Raw genomic sequence first — 18,811 nt, 5'->3', positions numbered from 1 at the left:
TATGCCGGGCACCCTAACGCGCGGCAGCATCCACACCACTGCGATGCTTGGCATCCGCCTTATGACGCAGGCGTGCAACCTTATCCTTTTAACGCGCTGGATGGGCCCTGCCGTATTCGGTCAGTACACAGCTGCCGCGTCGCTCGCGATGGTCGCATCATTGATTCCCAGCCTAGGAGCCGGGTTCGTATTGATGTCGCGAGAAGCACGAACTCCTGGAACGGGAAAGGATGTCACAGGCTACGCGTGGCCACTAACGCTGGCGCTAAGTAGCATACTTTCCGTGCTTTTCCCACTTGCCGCAGCGCGCATAGGCGGGAACGCCTTCTCAGCATCTGCTCTGTTCATCATCGGCGCCACCGAACTTTTCGTAACGCCTATCCTGATGACCTGCAACGCCGCGCTGCAGGCTAGCCACCAAGCGGCTAAGGGCCAGCTAATACAGTGGCTTCCGCTTGGTATGCGCCTTTTCGTCACCGTCATATGCACAACAGCAATCATTGACATATCTTTAAGCGGCTTCGTCATCTTACATTTAACGGCCGCTGGCTTGGGATTGCTCGCGGGTACTGTCATGACATCGCGGTCGACCCATTTGTCATGGCGCCCCCGATGGCCTTCAGGGCACGAACTGCGTAGCGGATCCGCGTATGCAGCCATGAACGTTGTTGCGGCAAACCCAGCCGAACTCGACAAGGTGCTCGCCATCAGATTCTTAGGTGAGCATGCTGCGGGCATTTACTCAGCTACGGCGCGGGTACTAAACGCAGCCATCACCCCGGTTACCGGAGTCCTGGTGGCGTCGCAGCAAGCACTATTCCAACACGGCGCAAATCCGAAAGCGCAGGGAATACGGTTGATCCGGGTCATTGCTCTTGTCAGCACAAGTTGGGGATTAGCGAGCGGATTAGTGTTGGTATCATGCTCATCCTTGCTGCCGCACCTACTTGGCCCACGATTCACTGAAACTGCGTTAATTATGCCGTGGGTGGCCGCCGCGGCGCCGTTCATGTGCCTTCGTCTCGCCGCAGGAACGATTCTTGTAGCCTTGGGCAAACCGATGCACCGCATGGCGTTTGAACTTACGGGAATAGGCTTCTTAGTGATCTTTCTTGGAGTTGGTGCGGAAGCGGGAGGCCTTAGGGGAATGTCCTTGGGCTTGGCAGCCGCTGAGATGCTGATGGCGGGCATCGGCTGGATCCTCGTCGCCCGCGCTCATCCTTAGCTAGTCGCAGCCCATATCCCGTCATTACAACCCGCGACGGTGCTCCCGATCTCGAACGACTGCCAGCCGGTAGCCTGACCAAAGCCCGCGCCACGGCATCGCACTATGTTCGCGAAGGGATCGGACCAGTGCTCGCGCAAGCAAGTAAATGCCTCTACATAACTTCAGAAACACACGGTCCAAGGGCCCGGTTGCCAAGCGGGTTGCAAGTAACCAATGGGAAGCAGCTACATGCGTTTCATAGAAGTGCGTACGCCTTCCACTACTGGCCGCTACTTCATGATCGACAAGTACAGTGCCCGTGGATTTAACGTGCCAATGCCTTGATCGAAGAAGTCGCCAACCGAGATCGACATCTTCTCCGTACATGAAGAATGCTTCGTCAAATAGCGGCCCTACTGAAAGCGAAGGAGGAAGCAAGAGACAAGCTCCGCTCGGGAACGCAAAAGCACCCGTCATCGGCCGGACAAGTTGAGCGCCCGAGCATCGATGCATATAACGCAGAAACACGGCCTCGCCCGCATGATTGATCCCTGGCGCCACCACGGTATCAGCACGCAAGTGTGCAAGCATGTCAGACAGCCCCCCTGGACGCAGGGTGGCATCATTATTGAGTAGCAACGCTGCCGCTCCCGGCCATCGCGTTTGCATATAAGCCAGGGCTGCATTAACACCGGCGCCGAAGCCTAGATTTCTCGGACTGACAATTAGTTCGACGCGGGGATCGCAAACTTCGATCGATCCCGCTGATTCACCGCCATCGTCGGAGTTATCCCAAATAACCACGCCATCGACTCCCTCATCCAGTGCCGATAGAACGCAGCGTTGAGTACGGGGGGCATCCCGGTAGCTAAGGATGATTGCGACCACCTTCACATGACTAGTTGCAGTCAACGCGCTCACCTAGCAGCGATAGATAAATATTTACGTAAGCCTGGATACTACGTGACTCGTTGAACATGGTGACAGCGCGGCCGCGGCCCGCTGCGCCCAACTCAGAGCGAAGCGCCGGGTCCCTTAGTCGCCGTATGCTTTCCGCCAGAGCAGGCACATCATCACGTGCGACCAATAGGGCGGTCTCTCCATTGACGCAAACCTCGGCCGTACCCGTCGTGTTGAATCCGGCGACGGGCAGCCCACTCGCCATGGCTTCAAGGGCCACGTAGCCAAATGCTTCGTAACGAGTAGGCACCAACGCAATATCGTATTTTCTATAAAGTGAGGGCATATCGGAGACCGGCCTGCCTGGAAGCAGCTTGATTCCACGGTGCGCACCAAACTCAGAGGGAAAAGCCTTGCGGAGGCCGCCCATGCAATGAATCTCGAAGCCTTCTCCCAGCATCGCCGCTAGTTCGGGAAGGATGTCGACACCCTTCCATGCTGACGGATTCCCGATAAAGATCAGCCGAATCACTTCATCGGAAGGTTTCGCACCCGTAGTCAAAGGGCGAAAAAGGTCGGTATCCACCCAGTTGTAGACGACTTCGACCCGTCGCCCAGTTACGGAAAAAATGGCACTCGCAGCATGGTGACTTACCGTCGTGACGCCATCGGCTAGTTGGATTGATCGGTCGGATGCAGGTCCCGTCACCAGCGTCTGGTAGATCGCCTGCGCTCGGCTCCTCCACGGGATAAAAGCAGGGTGGCGAACGTACTGGTGCTCTGTCACTAGCAGAGGTACACCCCGTCTAGCGAACGCGTGACCGATGCCCGCAGATGCATGAATGATGTCGATGCCAGTTGGCATGCGCAGTGGCCGCAACATCCAGCTCGCAAATTCCCATTCATGAGAAAGCCACTGGACAATAGGCTTGTGACCCATACGAAGAAGGCCATCAGCCAGGCGCATTGTGAAGACGTCAGCGCCACTTCGGGTCCGAAGAGCAGGTAGCCAAACCCTGAGTGAGCGACTACCCATCTACCGAACTCTCACGCAAACGGTCAGTTTCACTACCGAGGTCCGATACAGGCGCGTACGCCACCATGACAAGCTCTTCGCCGGCTCCGGCGACCAGCGTCGCGACGAAGTTTGCCCAACGTCGGACCCAACTCGAACCGGCCGCCCTCTTCTCATTAAGAGCGCCCCCGCGTTGCAGAGCAATCGCCGCGCTTTCACGTATGATCTCGCGTGCATGTTGCCCGCGCCGACGAGGCACTGGCCGCTCGAACCCCGCATCTATCAGCAAGCGCATCATCGCAGCTCGGCTCGGAATACATAGGTGTCGAGGCACCTCCAAGCCGCGCCACGATTCGCGAAAATACCTTGCACCAGGTCCCTGCGGATTTGGCCATGCAAGCCAGATCATTCCGCCAGGTCGCAGCCGTTGGCGAGCGCAATTCAGATTAGCCTGGATATCGACCATGTGCTCGATGCTGTGACGGAACACTATGGCGTCGAAAACAGGTTCTACATGAACCGCTTCGCTATCGATGAACCCCAAGTGCACGTCCAGACCCTGCAATCGGGCGGCGGCAACGGCGGAAGCATCAGGATCCAGACCCGTTGCCTTCCAGCCCAATGACATGGCCCGTCGAAGAAAGACACCATTGCCACACCCCACGTCGAGAACATGGCGCTGGTTTGCCCCGGATGAGAGAAACAGGTGGGCACCGAAATAGTCCAGCTTCAACCGCCAAGGCTCGAACAAGGAAAGCAATGCGTATCCAGGCCAGAGGGCTGGCGTCAGATGAACACCGAACCGGCGATTGAGATAGTCGTTTACGTAGGCGGCAGGTCGACCACGAAGACCGGTTCGCCCGCTGGACTCCGGGTCGGCCGCATGGGTGTAGTAGCCAGCGTATGCCGCCCCAATCGATTCATCGGACGGGCGCGGGTCGGGATAAAGGCTTTCGCACGCACAACAACGCCAGACATTCCAGCAATCAGCTCTTCGAGGGTCAAGATGATCGAAGACATCAGAGGCGTGGATTTCCCGCACGCGGCTACCACATGCCGGACAGGCATGTACTCGGACGGTCGAGCCCCCGGTCCAGTGGCTAGCACCTTCAGAACCATGGGCTTGTTCGTGGCCACCCCTCGTCACGAGTCACTACTCGCAACAGGCCGGAGGATGTAAATATGCGTTGGGATAATCCGCCGGAGGCCGTCAATCACTCTATCGGGCAACGAGGAGATGAGGCGCGCGAGACTGCCGCTGGCGCCCTCTATGGCCAATGTCAGCCGAAATGCACAGGCCGATCTGTTGGCCGGATAGAACCCGGCATTACGCGCAAGCGCCTCCAGCTCCCCAAGCTGCAGAGGCTCGCAATCGTAAAACGTTCCCTTGCGCCAAAGCTTGAGCCAAGGCGTACGAAGGCCATGCGGCAGCCAGCTCAGGAATGCAAGTTTGTAATGCGGTTCCACCAGCATCCAACGATTCGGCACTGCTAGATAGACAACACCAGCAGGGCGAAGGACGCGCAGGATCTCTGCAAGGTGTTCAGCCTGGGCCACCCTATCCCCGACATGTTCTATCACGTGATTCGTAATCACAACATCGAAGCTACCTTCGGGAAATGGCAGCTTGGTGGATTCCACACGACGAAAAGTGTACCCGTCACACACCATCCGGGCATCTTCTACGTCCACTGAGGTCACGCGGCAACGTGCGCGCGCCTGCGTGGCAAAGTAATGCGCAATACCCCCGGATCCGGTCCCCACTTCGAGAACGTCGTAGGTCGACGCATCATCCATCTCAAGTAAACGCTCGATTTTTTCGCCCTTGTGTCGGCGCGAAGGAAGATCGCGCACGGCGTGCCCACGACGCCCCGATACGTCAGTCATGGACATCCTCCAACGCGCTGCGCACTCCCTTGCCGAAACGATCCCATGCAAACCCAAGCGCAAAAGTGCGAGCCTTCGTCTCAAAAGCGCCACGACCTTTATCAAGCACGGCACTCACGGCTCGGATAAAGGCAACGTTATCATCGCAAGGCACAAGATGGCCCGATACATTTTCTGCAACAGCATCGGTCACGCCACCCACGGCGGTCGCTACGGTGGGAAGGCCGTTTGCAGCAGCTTCGATCGCGACCATACCGAAGCCTTCCACATCGCCGCGTACATCACGTATGGGAAATACATGGACGTCGCTCGCGGCATACGCTGCAAGTAACTCATCTTCGTTTACCGGACCCAAAAAATGTACGCAGTCATCCAGGCCACGGCGGATAGCAGCGGCTCGCGCCTGAGATCGCTGCGAAGTATCACCGCCCGCGAGTGCGTCCTGGGCATCGTCGCCAATCACGACGAGAATTGCAGGGGAGTGAGTTTGAACAATGCCTGGCAAGACATGATCGATAAAGTTAGCAAGACCTTTACGAGCTGTGAGACGCCCGACCGATAGAAGGATCTTACTTCCAACAAAGCCGTGTTTCTCGCGGAACGCCGCAGCTACTTTGGGCGATACCGTGGCTTCGGGCAGCGACGTGCCAGGGTTGACGATAATCGTGTGCGAGGCGGGGACGCCTACAGCTACCGCAAGGGCAGCTGTGTTTCGACTATTAGCAATAATGCGGTCCGCGCGCCTTACGAAAGGTAACCAACCAGCCCGATAAACGGCATTATCGACGACAAGATCAAGCCCATGAACATAGAGCGCAGCCCGTGCTCGCGACAGTCGTGCGGCTATCCAGACAACAGGTGCCACTAAGCCGCTTCCCCCTAACACCCACGCAGGCCGCCGAGTTACTGCTTCTAAAATGGAGGTGAACATTGCCCACAATAGGAAGCCAGCGAGGCCACCCATCGGGCTTGTGCGCAAGGTAACTCCCTCACCAAGTTGATGGCTGCCTTTCGGCGCCAGCACGGTTACATCGTAGACCAGTGACATTTCCACAGCCAATTGCGCGTTGAGCCGCTCCATTCCGCCGCGTAGCGGCGGAAGGTTGCGCGTCACCAGCAAAAGCCGGGGGCGGCGCGGCATCATTTATCCCCGAAAGGTCGGTACGTTAATGCAGTGATCTGTTCCGAGACCAAGCCAATAAGGAACACGATCACGGCAGCGCTCCACATCAGCGCACTGCCGTTCGTGAGGCGCCCCTCGGCCAGGAACGTCCGCGCGTAATTCGCGCAGCCCAAGAGAAAGAACAGCGCGCTCGCAGGAAAAAATAGCTTCAAGGGCGAATACAGTGTCGCGATCTTGAAGATGATGAGCAGAAAGCGAATCCCATCCTTCAGCGGCTTGATGTGGCTCTTCCCAAGCCGCTGCCCGGCCTTGATCGGCTCGTAAGCCACGCCGTAAGCGCTGCGAAAGAAAGCCATGGTGCTTGTGGTCGGATACGAAAATCCGTTCGGGAGCAGGTGAAGAAACTCGCGGAACCGCAACGCCCGCGCAACTCGAAACCCGGATGTCAGATCGGCAACGACATGGCCGGTCATCCTGCTGGCCAACCAGTTGTAGACCGTATTAGCCACACCTCGCCCCACACCCGCCTGGCTTTCCCAATCGCGCGCGCCCACGACCATGTCGAAGCCCTGATCGAGGCGAGCTAGCAGGCGTTGGACATCCGCAGGATCATGCTGCCCATCCCCATCCATAAAAACGAGGATATCCCCGGAAGCCGCCCTAGCCCCCCGCTTGATCGCCGCCCCATTCCCCATCGAATACGGCGACGACAGACACACAACCCCCGCCGCCGCACACACCGCACGCGTCTCATCCGTCGACCCGTCGTCCACCACGATGATCTCCGCCCCCGGCTGGGCAGACGTCAGGCGTGGAAGCAGGTCTTTCAAGGCGGCCGCCTCGTTCTTGGCGGGCAGGATGATACTTATACGGCTCAAGATAACTCCCCTTTGGTCGTTGAATCATAAGGGATATCCCTCCTCCGAAACGAGGGCCGCACCGATGGTCGCGGGGTGGCTATGTGCCCTGCCGCTTCACGCGCCGGGACGTGACCAAACCCACAATCTAGAGTAGATTCAGGCGCATATCTCGGGGAAGACGGGACCCTACATGGCTTCACAAATGCATTCCCCCATGCTGGCGGGACTGACCGGCATGGCCCGGCGCCTCGTCAACGAGGGTGTCATGGCCGAGGCCGACGTCCGCAAGGCGGTGCAGGATGCCGCCGAGAAGCGATCGTCGCTGTCCGCCTGGCTGGTCGACCACCACCTGGTCGAGAGCGCCAAGCTCTCCCAGGTGGCGTCGGCCGAGTTCGGCATGCCGCTGATGGACATCGGCGCCATGGCCACGGCCAACATGCCCCTGGAACTGGTCACCGAGGCGCTGATCACCAAGCACCAGGCGCTGCCACTGTTCAAGCGTGGCAAGCGCCTGTTCGTGGGCATCGCCGACCCGATGCAGTCCCACGCACTGGACGAGATCAAGTTCCATTCCAACCACATGGTCGAGCCCGTGCTGGTCGAGCGCGGCCAGCTGCGCCGGGTGATCGATACCGCACTGGCGGCCATGAACAACTCGGTGCCGGCCTTCGAGGACGGCGGCCTGGACGAACTGGCCCTGGAAGGCAGCGACGAGGAAGGCGACGTCACCACCGGCATCGACGCCAACGCCAACGACGACGCGCCCATCGTCAAGTTCGTCAACAAGGTGCTGGTCGACGCGATCAAGCGCGGCGCCTCGGACATCCACTTCGAGCCCTTCGAAGCCATCTACCGCGTGCGCCTGCGCATGGACGGCATCCTGCGCATCGTCGCCACGGCGCCCAACAAGCTGGGCAACCGCATCGCCTCGCGCCTGAAGGTCATGAGCGGCCTGGACATCGCGGAGCGCCGCGTGCCGCAGGACGGTCGCATCAAGCTCAACCTGACCAAGACCCGCGCCATCGACTTCCGCGTCAGCACCCTGCCCACGCTGTTCGGCGAGAAGATCGTGCTGCGTATCCTGGACGGCTCCTCGGCCAAGCTGGGCATCGACAAGCTGGGTTACGAGGAAGTCCAGAAAAACCTCTACCTGGACGCCATCGAGAAACCCTACGGCATGGTGCTGGTCACCGGCCCCACCGGCTCCGGCAAGACGGTCTCGCTGTACACCGCGCTGAACATCCTCAACACCGAGGGCCGCAACATCTCCACGGTGGAAGACCCGGTCGAAATCCGCGTCGAGGGCATCAACCAGGTCCAGCAGAACGTCAAGCGCGGCATGACCTTCGCCGCCGCTCTGCGCTCGTTCCTGCGCCAGGATCCGGACGTCATCATGGTCGGCGAGATCCGCGATCTGGAAACCGCGGAAATCGCGGTCAAGGCCGCGCAGACCGGCCACATGGTGCTGTCAACCCTGCACACCAACGACGCGCCGCAAACCATCGCGCGCCTGATGAACATGGGCATCGCGCCCTACAACATCATCTCGTCGGTCACCCTGATCATCGCCCAGCGCTTGGCCCGCCGGCTGCACGACTGCAAGCGACCGATCCAGCTGCCCCCGGCGGCCCTGCTGGCCGAAGGCTTCACCCAGGACGAAATCGACGCCGGGATCACCATCTACGAGGCTGTCGGCTGCGACAGCTGCAACGAGGGCTACAAGGGCCGCGTGGGCATCTACCAGGTCATGCCGCTGGTCGAGGATATCCAGCAGATCATCCTGGAGGGCGGCAACGCCATGCAGATCGCCGACGTGGCGAAGAAAGCCGGCATCAACGACCTGCGCGCCTCCGCGCTGCTCAAGGTCCGCAACGGCGTCACCAGCCTGGCCGAGATCAACCGTGTCACCAAGGACTGACGGTCTCGTCAGCCGACGAGACCGGTAAAGATGTGCGCCAGATGGCAGAAACCCACCCGGCGCTCCGTTCAAACTAGAATAAGAGCAGGGGCCGACCGCACGGCGGCGGCCACCTGAAGCATCCACCCGGGGGAACACCGCGTCATGGCTATCGCCACCGCCAGCAAGAATGCGCGCGCCATGGGCGCCGCGCGAGCCACCGTAAGCGCGCTTGTCATGTACGACTGGATCGCGCTGGACAAGCGCGGCAAGCGCATGAAGGGCGAGATGCAGGCGAAGAACGCCTCCCTCGTCAAGGCGGAGCTGCGCCGCCAGGGCATGAACCCCCAGCAGGTGCGCGAGCGGACCAAGCCGATGTTCGGCGGCTCGGGCAAGAAGGTGAAACCGCAGGACGTGGCCATCTTCAGCCGCCAGATCGCCACGATGATGGCCTCGGGCGTGCCCATGGTGCAGGCCTTCGACATCATCGCGCAGGGCCAGAAGAACGTCCGCTTCAAGAACATGCTGATCGACGTCAAGACCGACATCGAGGGCGGCGCGTCGCTGCACGAGGCCCTGGGCCGTTACCCGGTGCAGTTCGACGAGCTCTACCGCAACCTGGTCCACGCCGGTGAATCCGCCGGTGTGCTCGATACCGTGCTGGACACGGTGGCCACCTACAAGGAGCGGATGGAGGGCATCAAGAAGAAGATCAAGAAGGCCCTCTTCTATCCCATCATGGTGCTGGTGGTGGCCCTGCTGGTGTCGATGATCCTGCTGCTGTTCGTGGTGCCGGTGTTCCAGCAGACCTTTGCCGAGGCCAAGGCCGAGCTGCCCGCGCCGACACAGTTCGTCGTCTCGGCGTCCAAGTTCATGCAGTCGTACTGGTGGCTGGTGATCGGCGGCATCGTCGGCTCCGTCGCGGCGCTCATCTTCGCCAAGAACCGCTCGCAGAAGTTCGCCCACTTCCTGGATCGGTTCTCGCTGAAGATCCCGGTCATCGGCGATCTCTTGCACAAGTCGGCGATTGCCCGCTTCGCGCGTACGCTGGGTGTCACCTTCCACGCCGGCGTCCCGCTGGTGGAGGCCCTGGACGCGGTGTCGGGCGCCACCGGTAGCGTGGTCTACGGCAATGCGGTGAAGCAGATGCGCGACGATATCGCGGTCGGCCACCAGCTGCAGCTGGCCATGCGCCAGACCAACCTGTTCCCGAACATGGTGGTGCAGATGACCGCCATCGGCGAGGAGTCCGGCTCACTGGATTCCATGCTGTTCAAGGTGGCCGAGTTCTACGAGGAAGAGGTGAACACCGCGGTGGACACCCTCAGCAGCCTGCTCGAGCCGTTCATCATGGTGATCCTCGGCGTCCTCGTCGGCGGCATGGTCATTTCCCTGTACCTGCCGATCTTCAAGCTCGCCGGCACGGTCTGACCACGCCACCGCCGCGCCATGCACAATAGGAACCCTTCGCCCTCGCGGGCGGAGGGTTTTTTCTTGACCACGGATCCTCCATGCCCGACATGCCCCTCGCTCTCTGGATCGGCCTTGCCGGCGTCTTCGGCCTGCTGGTCGGCAGTTTCCTCAATGTGGTGATCCTGCGCGTGCCCGCGCGCATGCAGGCCGAGTGGCGCCGGCAGGCGCGCGAGGTGCTGGAACTGGATACGGTGGACGAGCCGCTGCCGCCCGGCGTGGTGGTGGAGTCGTCGCACTGCCCGCACTGCAAGCATCCGCTGGCCGCGCGCGACAACATCCCGCTGCTGGGCTGGCTGCTGTTGCGCGGGCGCTGCCGTTACTGCCGCGAGCCGATCTCCATCCAGTATCCCCTGGTCGAACTGCTGGCCGGACTGGCCAGCGCCGCGGTGGTCTGGCGGTTCGGGCCCACGCCCGGCGCGGCGGCCGGCCTGGTGCTGACCTATTTCCTCATCGCCTTGTCCGGCATCGACGCACGCACCCAGTTGCTGCCGGATGAGCTGAATTACCCGCTGCTGTGGATCGGCCTGGCCCTGTGCCTGGTGCCGGCCTGGCAGCCGCTGCCTGTCGCACCCACGTCGGCCATCCTCGCCGCCCTGCTCGGCTACCTCAGCCTGTGGAGCGTCTACTGGCTGTTCAAGCTGCTGACCGGCAAGGAAGGCATGGGGCACGGCGACTTCAAGCTGCTGGCCGCGCTGGGCGCCTGGATGGGCCCGTTGTCCCTGCTGCCCATCGTCATGCTGTCGTCCCTCATCGGTGCCCTGGTGGGCGGTGCGCTGATCCTGCTGCGGCGCCATGGGCGCGAGGTGCCGATCCCGTTCGGCCCCTATATCGCGGCGGCCGGCTGGGTCTGGTTGCTGCTGGGCGACCGCTTGCTCGGAGCCTACCTGAGCGCCACGGGTCTGCGATGAGCGGCTTCGTGGTGGCACTCACCGGTGGCATCGCCTCCGGCAAGAGCGCCGTCGAGCGCCGCTTCGAGGCACACGGGATTCATGCCTACGACGCGGACGTGGCGGCACGGGCCGTGGTGGAGCCGGGCTCGCCCGCGCTGGCCGAGGTGGCACGCGTCTTCGGTGCCGGCGCGCTCGATCGGGACGGCCGGCTGGATCGTGCGGCGATGCGCCAGCGGGTGTTTGACGACCCGTCGGCCCGGACGAGCCTGGAAGGCATCCTGCACCCGCGCATCCGTGCCAGGCTGCGGGCGGCTGCGGCCGCCGACACCGGGCCGTACTGCATCCTGTCCATTCCGCTGCTGGTGGAGAACCGGGCGCACTACGACTGGGTGAATCGCGTGCTGGTCGTGGATGCGTCGGAAGCAACACGGATCGCGCGGCTGGTCCGGCGCGACGGCATCGACGAGGCGCTGGCGCGGAAGATGATCGCGGCGCAGGCGCGGCGGGAGGACCGCCTGGCGATCGCCGACGATGTGGTGGTCAATGAGGGGGATGAGGGGGCACTGGACGCGGAGGTCGAGGCGCTGGATAGGCGATATCGCGCGTTGGGGTCGCCTGCAGGGCGGGCTCCTACAACGGCACGGTAGGCCGTCGCGAGGGCGTCAGACCATCGCGGCGGCGGCGAGGCGTTCCTGGACGAAGGCTTCGGCGGGCATGGGGCGGCCGATGTGGTAGCCCTGCACGAGGTCGCAGTCCATCTCGACCAGGCGGCGCAGGGTGAGTTCGTCTTCGACGCCTTCGGCGATGGCTTCCAGGCCGAGGCGGTGCGCCACGTCGATCATGGCCTGCACCAGCAGTTCGGTGCGGCCGTCGCCGCGCATGGCGTCGACGAAGCTGCGGTCGATCTTAAGTTCTGTCGCGGGGAAATGGCGCAGGTAGGCGAACGACGCATAGCCGGTACCGAAGTCGTCGATGGCCACGCGCAGGCCGCAGTCGCGCAGGCGGCGCAGCACGCGCACGCTCATGTCCATGTCGGTGAGCAGGGCCGTTTCGGTGATCTCCACGATCACCGACTGTGGCGGCACGCCCCAGATCTCGATGGCGCCCAGCACCTGCTCGGCAAAGCCCTGTTCGACGAACACACGCGGCGACAGGTTGATCGCCACGTCCATCGGACAGCCGCCCCGATGCAACGCGGCTGCATGGCGTAGCGATGCGTTGAGGCTCCATCGGGTCAGCGGCACGATGAGGTCGCTGCGCTCGGCGAACGGAATGAAATCGTTCGGCCCCACGACCACCTGGGCGGCCGTGGTCCAGCGCGCCAGCGACTCCACCCGGCTGATCTCGCCCGTGCGCAGGTCGTGCAGCGGCTGGAAGGCGACTTGCAGCCGGTTGGCCTCGATGTCCTCGCGCAGCTCGCCGTAGAGGATCTCGACGGGGGTCACGTCCGGTTTGTAGATGGCGAAGGCTTCGCCGACACGCAAGGCTTCGTCGTGGGCCAGCTCGGCGCGGCGGTACAGCCATTCGGCGGTGACGCCATGGTCCGGATGGATGGCCACGCCGACCACCGCGCGTCCGTGCCAGGGACGCTCGCCGCGCAGCAGCGCCTTCTCGAACGCGGCCACGATACGCGTGGCGGCCAGCAACGCGTGCGTGCGGTTGCGCACCATCGGCAGCACCACCACGAAGGTGTCGTCGCCGGCGACGAACACGGTATCCACGTGGCGCACCGCGTCCACGATGCGCTCGCGGGACGCCAGCATGACCTCGCTGCCGAAGTCGTAGCCGAAGCGCAGCTGCGCCTCGCGCATGCCCTGCAGGCGCACGATCAGCACCGCGCACGGGCCCGAGTCCACCGATACCCGGTCGAGGATGGCCTGCACCGCCGGCAGGATGTGAGCCCGTTCGCTCATGCCGTGAAATATTCCCGCGGGTCGATGCCGTGGGAATGGGGCGGCAGGGTGCGCATGATTTCCCGGCGGACGATCTCCACCTGGCGCATGAGGTCCACGATCAGGAAATCGTCGAGGTGGGTCTTGTCCGGCCGCGTCAGGATGGCCACCCGCGGCTGCAGCCGTCGCGACTGGTTTTGCACCATCACGATCGCCACCTCGCCGGTGTTGAGCTCCACCAGGGTGCCCGTCGGATACACGCCCAGGCAGGCCTGGAACTGCTCCACCAGCTCGCCCTGGAACTCGCGGTCGCGGCCGGCATACAGTTCGCGCAGCGCGACGTGCTGCGACACCGCCGCCCGGTAGGGCCGCGGCGTGGACATTGCGTGGTAGGTGTCGATGATCGCCGCCATGCGCCCGGCCAGCGGGATCTCGGTGCCGGCCAGGCCCGCGGGATAGCCGGTGCCGTCGAAGCGCTCGTGATGCGTCGCCACCATGTCGCGCACCTCGTTGTCGACCACGCCCGAGTGATCCAGGATGGCGACACCCTCGCCGACATGTTGCCGGGCGATGTCCCACTCGTCGTCGTTCAAGGGGCCGTCACGGCTCAGCAGTTCCTCGGGCAGCTGCGACTTGCCCACGTCCATCAGCAGGCCGCCCGCGGCCAGGCTGACGATGGCGTCGCCTTCGAAGCCCATGTGCCGGCCGAAGGCGGCGGCCAGCGTGCTGCAACCGATCGCGTGCTGGTAGGTATAGCCGTCGCGGCGGCGCAGGCTCTCGATCCAGAAGAAGGCATCGCCGCTGCGCAGCACGCTTTCCACCATGGGCCGCACGGCGTCCTCGACGGCCTGCGGCTCCACGACGCGCCCCTGGCGCAGGTCGTCCACCATCTGCACCGCGAAATCGGCCACGGTATCGAACGCCGCCTTGGCGCGCGGCATCTCGTCGTCGAACGACGCGGTGTCGGCATAGGCGTGGCGGCTGACAAGGCGCAGGCTGACCGCCGCCGGCCGATGGATCACGGCGGGGCGCTTGACGACCACGCTGGGCGGCCGCAGCGAACGATCGGGGGTGACCTGGCGCTGCGTATCCACGAACACGTATTTACAGAATCGGCTGAGCGATTCGATGTCCTCACGAGACGTGATGGGCAGGCCCTGCAACGGGAAGGGGGTATCGGACCAGTCGCAGTCCAGGCGACTGACGTACATGCCGATCTCCAGATCGGTCACGAAGACACGTCGTTCTACCAGGTCATACGCCACGTTATCCCTCCTTTCTCAAGCGGTATTCTCGACGCGCGTGAGATCCCTGCCGGGTGCGTCGCCAAATGAGCGGCGGACTCTACCGTGTCACGCGCATCGGGTGCTTAACGGCGCGTCTGGCCGATTCTGTAGGTACATGAACGTGAAGAAGTGCTTCACATCCTGTCAGGTTTTCGCGGGTACACCGGTCTGGTGTATCAGGTCATGCCGACCGGGAGAAAAGCCATGTTTCGTCGTTCCCTGTTGCCCGCGCTGCTCGTCGCCCTCACCGCCTGCTCGGCCGCGTCCGCACGTGACGAAGGTGTACGACTGCCGGCGCCTGCCGTGGACGCCACACCGGCCTCGGGCGATGCCACCGCCGTTTTTGCCGGCGGCTGCTTCTGGGGCGTGGAGGGTGTGTTCCAGCACGTGCGGGGCGTGAAGAGCGTCCGCACGGGCTATGCCGGCGGCGACGCGCAGCACGCCAACTACGACGATGTGAGCGAGGGCGATACCGGCCACGCCGAGTCGGTGAAGGTGGTCTACGACCCCACCCAGGTCACCTACGGCCAGCTGCTGCAGGTGTTCTTCTCGGTGGCGCAGGACCCGACCCTGCTGAACCGGCAGGGCCCCGACAGCGGCACGCAGTACCGCTCGGCCATTTTCTATAACTCGCCGGAGCAGAAGAAGCTGGCCGATGCCTACATCGCCCAGCTCACCGCGGCCAAGGCGTTCCCCAGCCGCATCGTCACGGAAGTCACCCCGCTGAAAGGCTTCTACCTGGCCGAAGCCGAGCACCAGGATTACATGCGCCTGAACCCGGATGCCATGTACATCGCGATCAACGACCGCCCCAAGGTGCTGGCCCTGCAGCGGATCTACCCGGAGCGGTACGTGACCTCGTGGGCAAACGGACGCTGATTACAGCATCGGCAGGTTGAGGCCCTGCTCCCTGGCGCAGTCGATGGCATCGGCATAGCCCGCGTCCGCGTGACGCATCACGCCGGTGCCGGGGTCGTTCCAGAGCACGCGGCCCAGCCGACGGTCGGCGGCTTCACTGCCGTCGGCCACGATCACCACGCCGCTGTGCTGGCTGTAACCCATGCCGACGCCACCGCCGTGGTGCAGGCTGACCCACGTGGCGCCGCCGGCTACGTTCAGCATGGCGTTGAGCAGCGGCCAGTCGCTGACCGCATCGCTGCCGTCGCGCATGGCCTCGGTCTCGCGGTTGGGGCTGGCGACCGAGCCGGAGTCCAGATGATCGCGTCCGATGACCACGGGCGCTTTCAGCTCGCCGTTGCGGACCATCTCGTTGAAGGCCAGCGCCAGACGATGCCGCTGGCCCAGGCCGACCCAGCAAATGCGGGCCGGCAGCCCCTGGAAGCTGATCCGCTCGCGCGCCATGTCCAGCCAGCGATGCAGGTGCGGATCGTCGGGGATCAGCTCCTTGACCTTGGCATCGGTCTTGTAGATGTCTTCCGGGTCGCCGGAGAGGGCCACCCAGCGGAACGGGCCGATGCCGCGACAGAACAGCGGCCGCACGAACGCCGGCACGAACCCGGGGAACGCGAACGCGTCGGCGAGCCCTTCGTCCTTGGCCATCTGGCGGATGTTGTTGCCGTAGTCGAAGGTCGGTATGCCCTGCCGGTGGAAGGCGAGCATGGCGTCCACGTGCACGCGCATGGACGCCTTGGCAGCCGCGGCGGTACCGGCCGGGTCCGTGCGTCGGCGCTCGAGCCATTGTTCCACCGTCCAGCCGGACGGCAGGTAGCCGTTGACCGGATCGTGTGCACTGGTCTGGTCGGTCACGGCATCCGGCCGCACGCCACGGCGAACCATCTCGGGCAGCACGTCGGCGGCGTTGCCCAGCAGGGCCACCGACACGGCGCGCCCCTCTTTCGCGTAGCGATCCAGCCGCGCCAGCGCATCGTCCAGGTCGGTGGCCTGTTCGTCGACGTAGCGTGTCTTAAGGCGGAAATCGATGCGGCTCTGCTGGCATTCGATGGAGAGTGAGGACGCACCGGCCAGGGACGCGGCCAGCGGCTGCGCGCCACCCATGCCGCCCAGGCCGGCGGTGAGTATCCAGCGACCTTTCAGTGAGCCGCCGTAGTGCTGGCGGCCCATTTCCACGAAGGTCTCGTAGGTGCCCTGCACGATGCCCTGCGAGCCGATGTAGATCCACGAGCCGGCCGTCATCTGGCCGTACATCATCAGGCCCTTGCGATCCAGCTCGTTGAAGTGCTCCCAGTTCGCCCACGCCGGCACGAGATTGGAATTGGCGATGAGCACGCGCGGCGCGTCCGCGTGGGAGGGAAACACACCGACCGGCTTGCCCGACTGCACCAGCAGCGTTTCATCGTCACCCAGTTCACGCAGGCTGCGCAGGATGGCGTCGAAGCATTCCCAGTTACGCGCCGCGCGGCCGATACCGCCGTAGACCACCAGCTCGGCGGGGTTTTCCGCCACCTCGGGATCGAGATTGTTCTGCAGCATGCGGTACGCGGCTTCGGTGAGCCAGCTGCGGCAGGTCAGGTCGGTGCCGCGCGGGGCGCGCACGGTGCGGGTGGTGTCGATGCGCGTGGCAGCCGTCATCGGGAAACTCCGGAATGCGGGGAATCCCGATTATGGGCGTGCCACGCCATTGCCCGCCAGCGGCGACGCAGCAATCGCAGGCCGGGCGGATCGGCGCCGCTTGCAGCGGATCAGCGGCCGGCGGAACCCGTACGTGCCGGCGCCGTACTACCGCGATTGAGCGAATCGTTCTGGTACTGGCGGTCCGCCGCGTCCTGGCGAGCGCGGTTGAGCTGGTCCTGACTGCGCTGCGCATTGTCGATCTGGTTGCGCATGGCCGGGTCGGTCGTGTTGTTGCGCTGGATGGTGCTGTTGTTCTGCTGCAGTTGCTGGCGCACGGCGTTCTGGTTCTGCGTGTTCTGCAACTGCTGGCGATCCACCTGGCGCTGCCACTGCTCCGTGTGCGAGGGCGTGGCGATCACCGCCTGCGGGCGCGGCGGCGGTGCAGCGGCGGGCTTCACCGGCTGGGTCTGGGCGAGTGCCGCGACCGGAATCGCAAGAAAAAGCATCGACAGCACGAGATTGCGTGATGAATTGGTCATGAGACTCCGCCATCATGGTGGGATTGTTCGATAATGAGCCTACGTTTTCCCCCATGAACGCCACGTTTTCCCGCTGCGCCGCGATCTTCACGCTGATCGCCACACTTGTCCTCGCCAGTTGCGTCACCCACCCTGCCGCGTCCGACCGCCCCGCCGTGCTGCTGGTGTCGATCGACGCCTTCCGCCCCGATTACCTGGAGCGCGGTGTCACGCCCAACCTGCTGGCACTGGCCGGCGATGGCGCGCGGGCAACGTACATGTTGCCCTCGTTTCCCTCGCTGACCTTTCCCAACCACTACACGCTGGTCACCGGACGCGTGCCGGACCACCACGGCATCATCAACAACACCATGAACGACCCGGTGCTGGGCAAGTTCAGCCTGGGTAACCACGACGCGACCAGCGACGGCCGCTGGTGGGCGGATGCCGAACCGATCTGGGTCACGGCGCAGAAGGATGGCCTGCACACAGCCACGATGTTCTGGCCGGGCACCGAGGCCGCCATCCATGGCGTGCGTCCCGACCACTGGATTCCCTTCGACGATTCGCTGACCTCGCGAGCCCGCGTCGACAAGCTGCTGTCGTGGATCGACGAGCCGGGCCCGAAGCCTGCGTTCGACACGCTGTATTTCGACGCCGTGGACCACGCCGGCCACGCGTTCGGCCCCGACTCGCCGGAGGTGAACGCGGCCCTGCGCGAGGTGGACGACGCCCTCGGCTACCTGGTGGCCGAATTGCGCCGCCGCGGGCTCTACGATCGGACCAACCTGGTCGTGGTGTCCGACCACGGCATGGCCGACGTCCCGGTGGGCAATATCGTCTTCGCCGACGAGGAAACCGATCTGGACGCCCTGGACCCGGTGGCGTTCGGCGTCGTTTCCGCGTTCAACCCGAAGCCGGGTGTGGATGCGTCGGCCGCCGAGGCCCGCCTGCTGGGCCCGCACGCGCACATGCGCTGCTACCGCAAGCAGGACCTGCCCCCGCGGCTGAACTACGGCAAGCACCCGCGCGTGCCCGCCCTGATCTGCATGGCGGATACGGGCTGGGCGATCATCTCGCACGAGGCGCTGGCAAGGCGCACGGTGCCGATGTCCCGTGGCGAGCACGGCTACGACAACCTGGAGCCGACCATGCGCGCGCTGTTCGTGGCACGCGGCCCGTCGATCCGCCGGGGCGTCACGCTGGCGCCGTTCCCCAACGTCGACGTGTATCCCTTGCTGGCCTACATGCTCGGCATCGACCCGCTGCCGAACGACGGCCACCTGGACGACCTGCGCGCCGCCCTCGTCGTGCCGCCTCACTGAGGCGCG

The 18,811-nt window shown here is 63.8% G+C and carries 17 protein-coding genes; 7 read left to right on the top strand and 10 right to left on the bottom strand.

Going from position 1 to position 18,811, the window contains the following annotated elements; translation table 11 throughout:
* The first annotated feature begins 1 nt into the window (after position 1).
* Positions 2-1,225, top strand: coding sequence for a lipopolysaccharide biosynthesis protein (locus tag FA89_RS20150; RefSeq protein ID WP_255349637.1), 1,224 nt, complete (start codon positions 2-4; stop codon positions 1,223-1,225).
* A 24-nt stretch (positions 1,226-1,249) separates the two neighbouring features.
* Here the strand turns inward: FA89_RS20150 and FA89_RS20940 are convergent, their stop codons facing one another.
* The 6 genes from FA89_RS20940 to FA89_RS09640 all read right to left on the bottom strand — a co-directional run bounded on the left by FA89_RS20940 (position 1,250) and on the right by FA89_RS09640 (position 7,010).
* The gene (locus FA89_RS20940; protein ID WP_441295047.1) at positions 1,250-2,095 is read right to left on the bottom strand and encodes a glycosyltransferase; all 846 of its coding nucleotides are present in this window, start codon (positions 2,093-2,095) and stop codon (positions 1,250-1,252) included.
* 10 nt (positions 2,096-2,105) lie between these two features.
* On the bottom strand, positions 2,106-3,074 hold the full coding sequence (locus FA89_RS19605; RefSeq protein WP_185754290.1) for a glycosyltransferase family 4 protein: 969 nt from the start codon (positions 3,072-3,074) through the stop codon (positions 2,106-2,108).
* 61 nt (positions 3,075-3,135) lie between these two features.
* A complete protein-coding gene (locus FA89_RS19600; RefSeq protein WP_185754289.1) occupies positions 3,136-4,164 on the bottom strand; it encodes a class I SAM-dependent methyltransferase in 1,029 nt (342 codons plus the stop codon).
* Between the two features lie 101 nt (positions 4,165-4,265).
* Complete coding sequence (locus tag FA89_RS09655; RefSeq protein WP_081916420.1) at positions 4,266-5,009, bottom strand: class I SAM-dependent methyltransferase; 744 nt, start codon at positions 5,007-5,009, stop codon at positions 4,266-4,268.
* Positions 5,002-6,123 carry a glycosyltransferase family 4 protein gene (locus tag FA89_RS19595; protein WP_221174290.1) on the bottom strand — a complete coding sequence of 374 codons (1,122 nt, stop codon included), beginning with the start codon at positions 6,121-6,123 and terminating at the stop codon, positions 5,002-5,004. Before FA89_RS19595 ends, FA89_RS09655 begins: the two co-directional genes overlap by 8 nt.
* Before the next feature lie 26 nt (positions 6,124-6,149).
* On the bottom strand, positions 6,150-7,010 hold the full coding sequence (locus FA89_RS09640; protein ID WP_036140382.1) for a glycosyltransferase family 2 protein: 861 nt from the start codon (positions 7,008-7,010) through the stop codon (positions 6,150-6,152).
* A 172-nt stretch (positions 7,011-7,182) separates the two neighbouring features.
* On the opposite strand from FA89_RS09640, the gene pilB reads away from it, so the two are divergent.
* The 4 genes from pilB (at position 7,183) to coaE (ending at position 11,899) form a co-directional block, all read left to right on the top strand.
* A complete protein-coding gene (pilB, locus tag FA89_RS09635) occupies positions 7,183-8,910 on the top strand; it encodes a type IV-A pilus assembly ATPase PilB (protein WP_036140379.1) in 1,728 nt (575 codons plus the stop codon).
* Positions 8,911-9,054: 144 nt separating this feature from the next.
* Positions 9,055-10,320, top strand: a complete 1,266-nt coding sequence (locus FA89_RS09630; RefSeq protein ID WP_036140378.1) for a type II secretion system F family protein — start codon at positions 9,055-9,057, stop codon at positions 10,318-10,320.
* Positions 10,321-10,400: 80 nt separating this feature from the next.
* Positions 10,401-11,270 (top strand): prepilin peptidase, encoded by an 870-nt coding sequence (locus tag FA89_RS09625; protein ID WP_036140377.1) that lies wholly within the window; start codon positions 10,401-10,403, stop codon positions 11,268-11,270.
* Entirely contained in the window at positions 11,267-11,899 is a 633-nt protein-coding gene (gene coaE / locus FA89_RS09620) for a dephospho-CoA kinase (RefSeq protein WP_036140376.1), read from the top strand. The genes FA89_RS09625 and coaE overlap by 4 nt, the downstream gene beginning before the upstream one ends.
* Before the next feature lie 15 nt (positions 11,900-11,914).
* On the opposite strand, the gene FA89_RS09615 is transcribed toward coaE, so the two are convergent.
* Together FA89_RS09615 and FA89_RS09610 are read right to left on the bottom strand one after the other, a co-directional pair.
* Positions 11,915-13,165 carry a putative bifunctional diguanylate cyclase/phosphodiesterase gene (locus tag FA89_RS09615; protein ID WP_036140372.1) on the bottom strand — a complete coding sequence of 417 codons (1,251 nt, stop codon included), beginning with the start codon at positions 13,163-13,165 and terminating at the stop codon, positions 11,915-11,917.
* The gene (locus tag FA89_RS09610) at positions 13,162-14,409 is read right to left on the bottom strand and encodes an HD-GYP domain-containing protein (RefSeq protein ID WP_036140370.1); all 1,248 of its coding nucleotides are present in this window, start codon (positions 14,407-14,409) and stop codon (positions 13,162-13,164) included. Before FA89_RS09610 ends, FA89_RS09615 begins: the two co-directional genes overlap by 4 nt.
* A 225-nt stretch (positions 14,410-14,634) precedes the next feature.
* Between FA89_RS09610 and msrA the strand changes: the two genes are divergently transcribed.
* A complete protein-coding gene (gene msrA, locus FA89_RS09605; RefSeq protein WP_036140367.1) occupies positions 14,635-15,309 on the top strand; it encodes a peptide-methionine (S)-S-oxide reductase MsrA in 675 nt (224 codons plus the stop codon).
* Here the strand turns inward: msrA and hutU are convergent, their stop codons facing one another.
* Positions 15,310-16,980, bottom strand: coding sequence for a urocanate hydratase (hutU, locus tag FA89_RS09600; protein ID WP_036140365.1), 1,671 nt, complete (start codon positions 16,978-16,980; stop codon positions 15,310-15,312).
* A 110-nt stretch (positions 16,981-17,090) separates the two neighbouring features.
* Positions 17,091-17,501 carry a hypothetical protein gene (locus tag FA89_RS09595; protein ID WP_036140364.1) on the bottom strand — a complete coding sequence of 137 codons (411 nt, stop codon included), beginning with the start codon at positions 17,499-17,501 and terminating at the stop codon, positions 17,091-17,093.
* Between the two features lie 53 nt (positions 17,502-17,554).
* Here FA89_RS09595 and FA89_RS09590 point away from each other — a divergent pair, with 53 nt between their 5' ends.
* Positions 17,555-18,805, top strand: a complete 1,251-nt coding sequence (locus FA89_RS09590) for an alkaline phosphatase family protein (protein WP_036140360.1) — start codon at positions 17,555-17,557, stop codon at positions 18,803-18,805.
* Positions 18,806-18,811 lie beyond the last annotated feature (6 nt).

The sequence above is a fragment of the Luteibacter sp. 9135 genome (genome assembly GCF_000745005.1).
Classification (GTDB): domain Bacteria; phylum Pseudomonadota; class Gammaproteobacteria; order Xanthomonadales; family Rhodanobacteraceae; genus Luteibacter.
The sequence above is the reverse complement of the archived record's forward strand: the minus strand, read 5'-3'. Positions and strand labels throughout refer to the sequence as shown.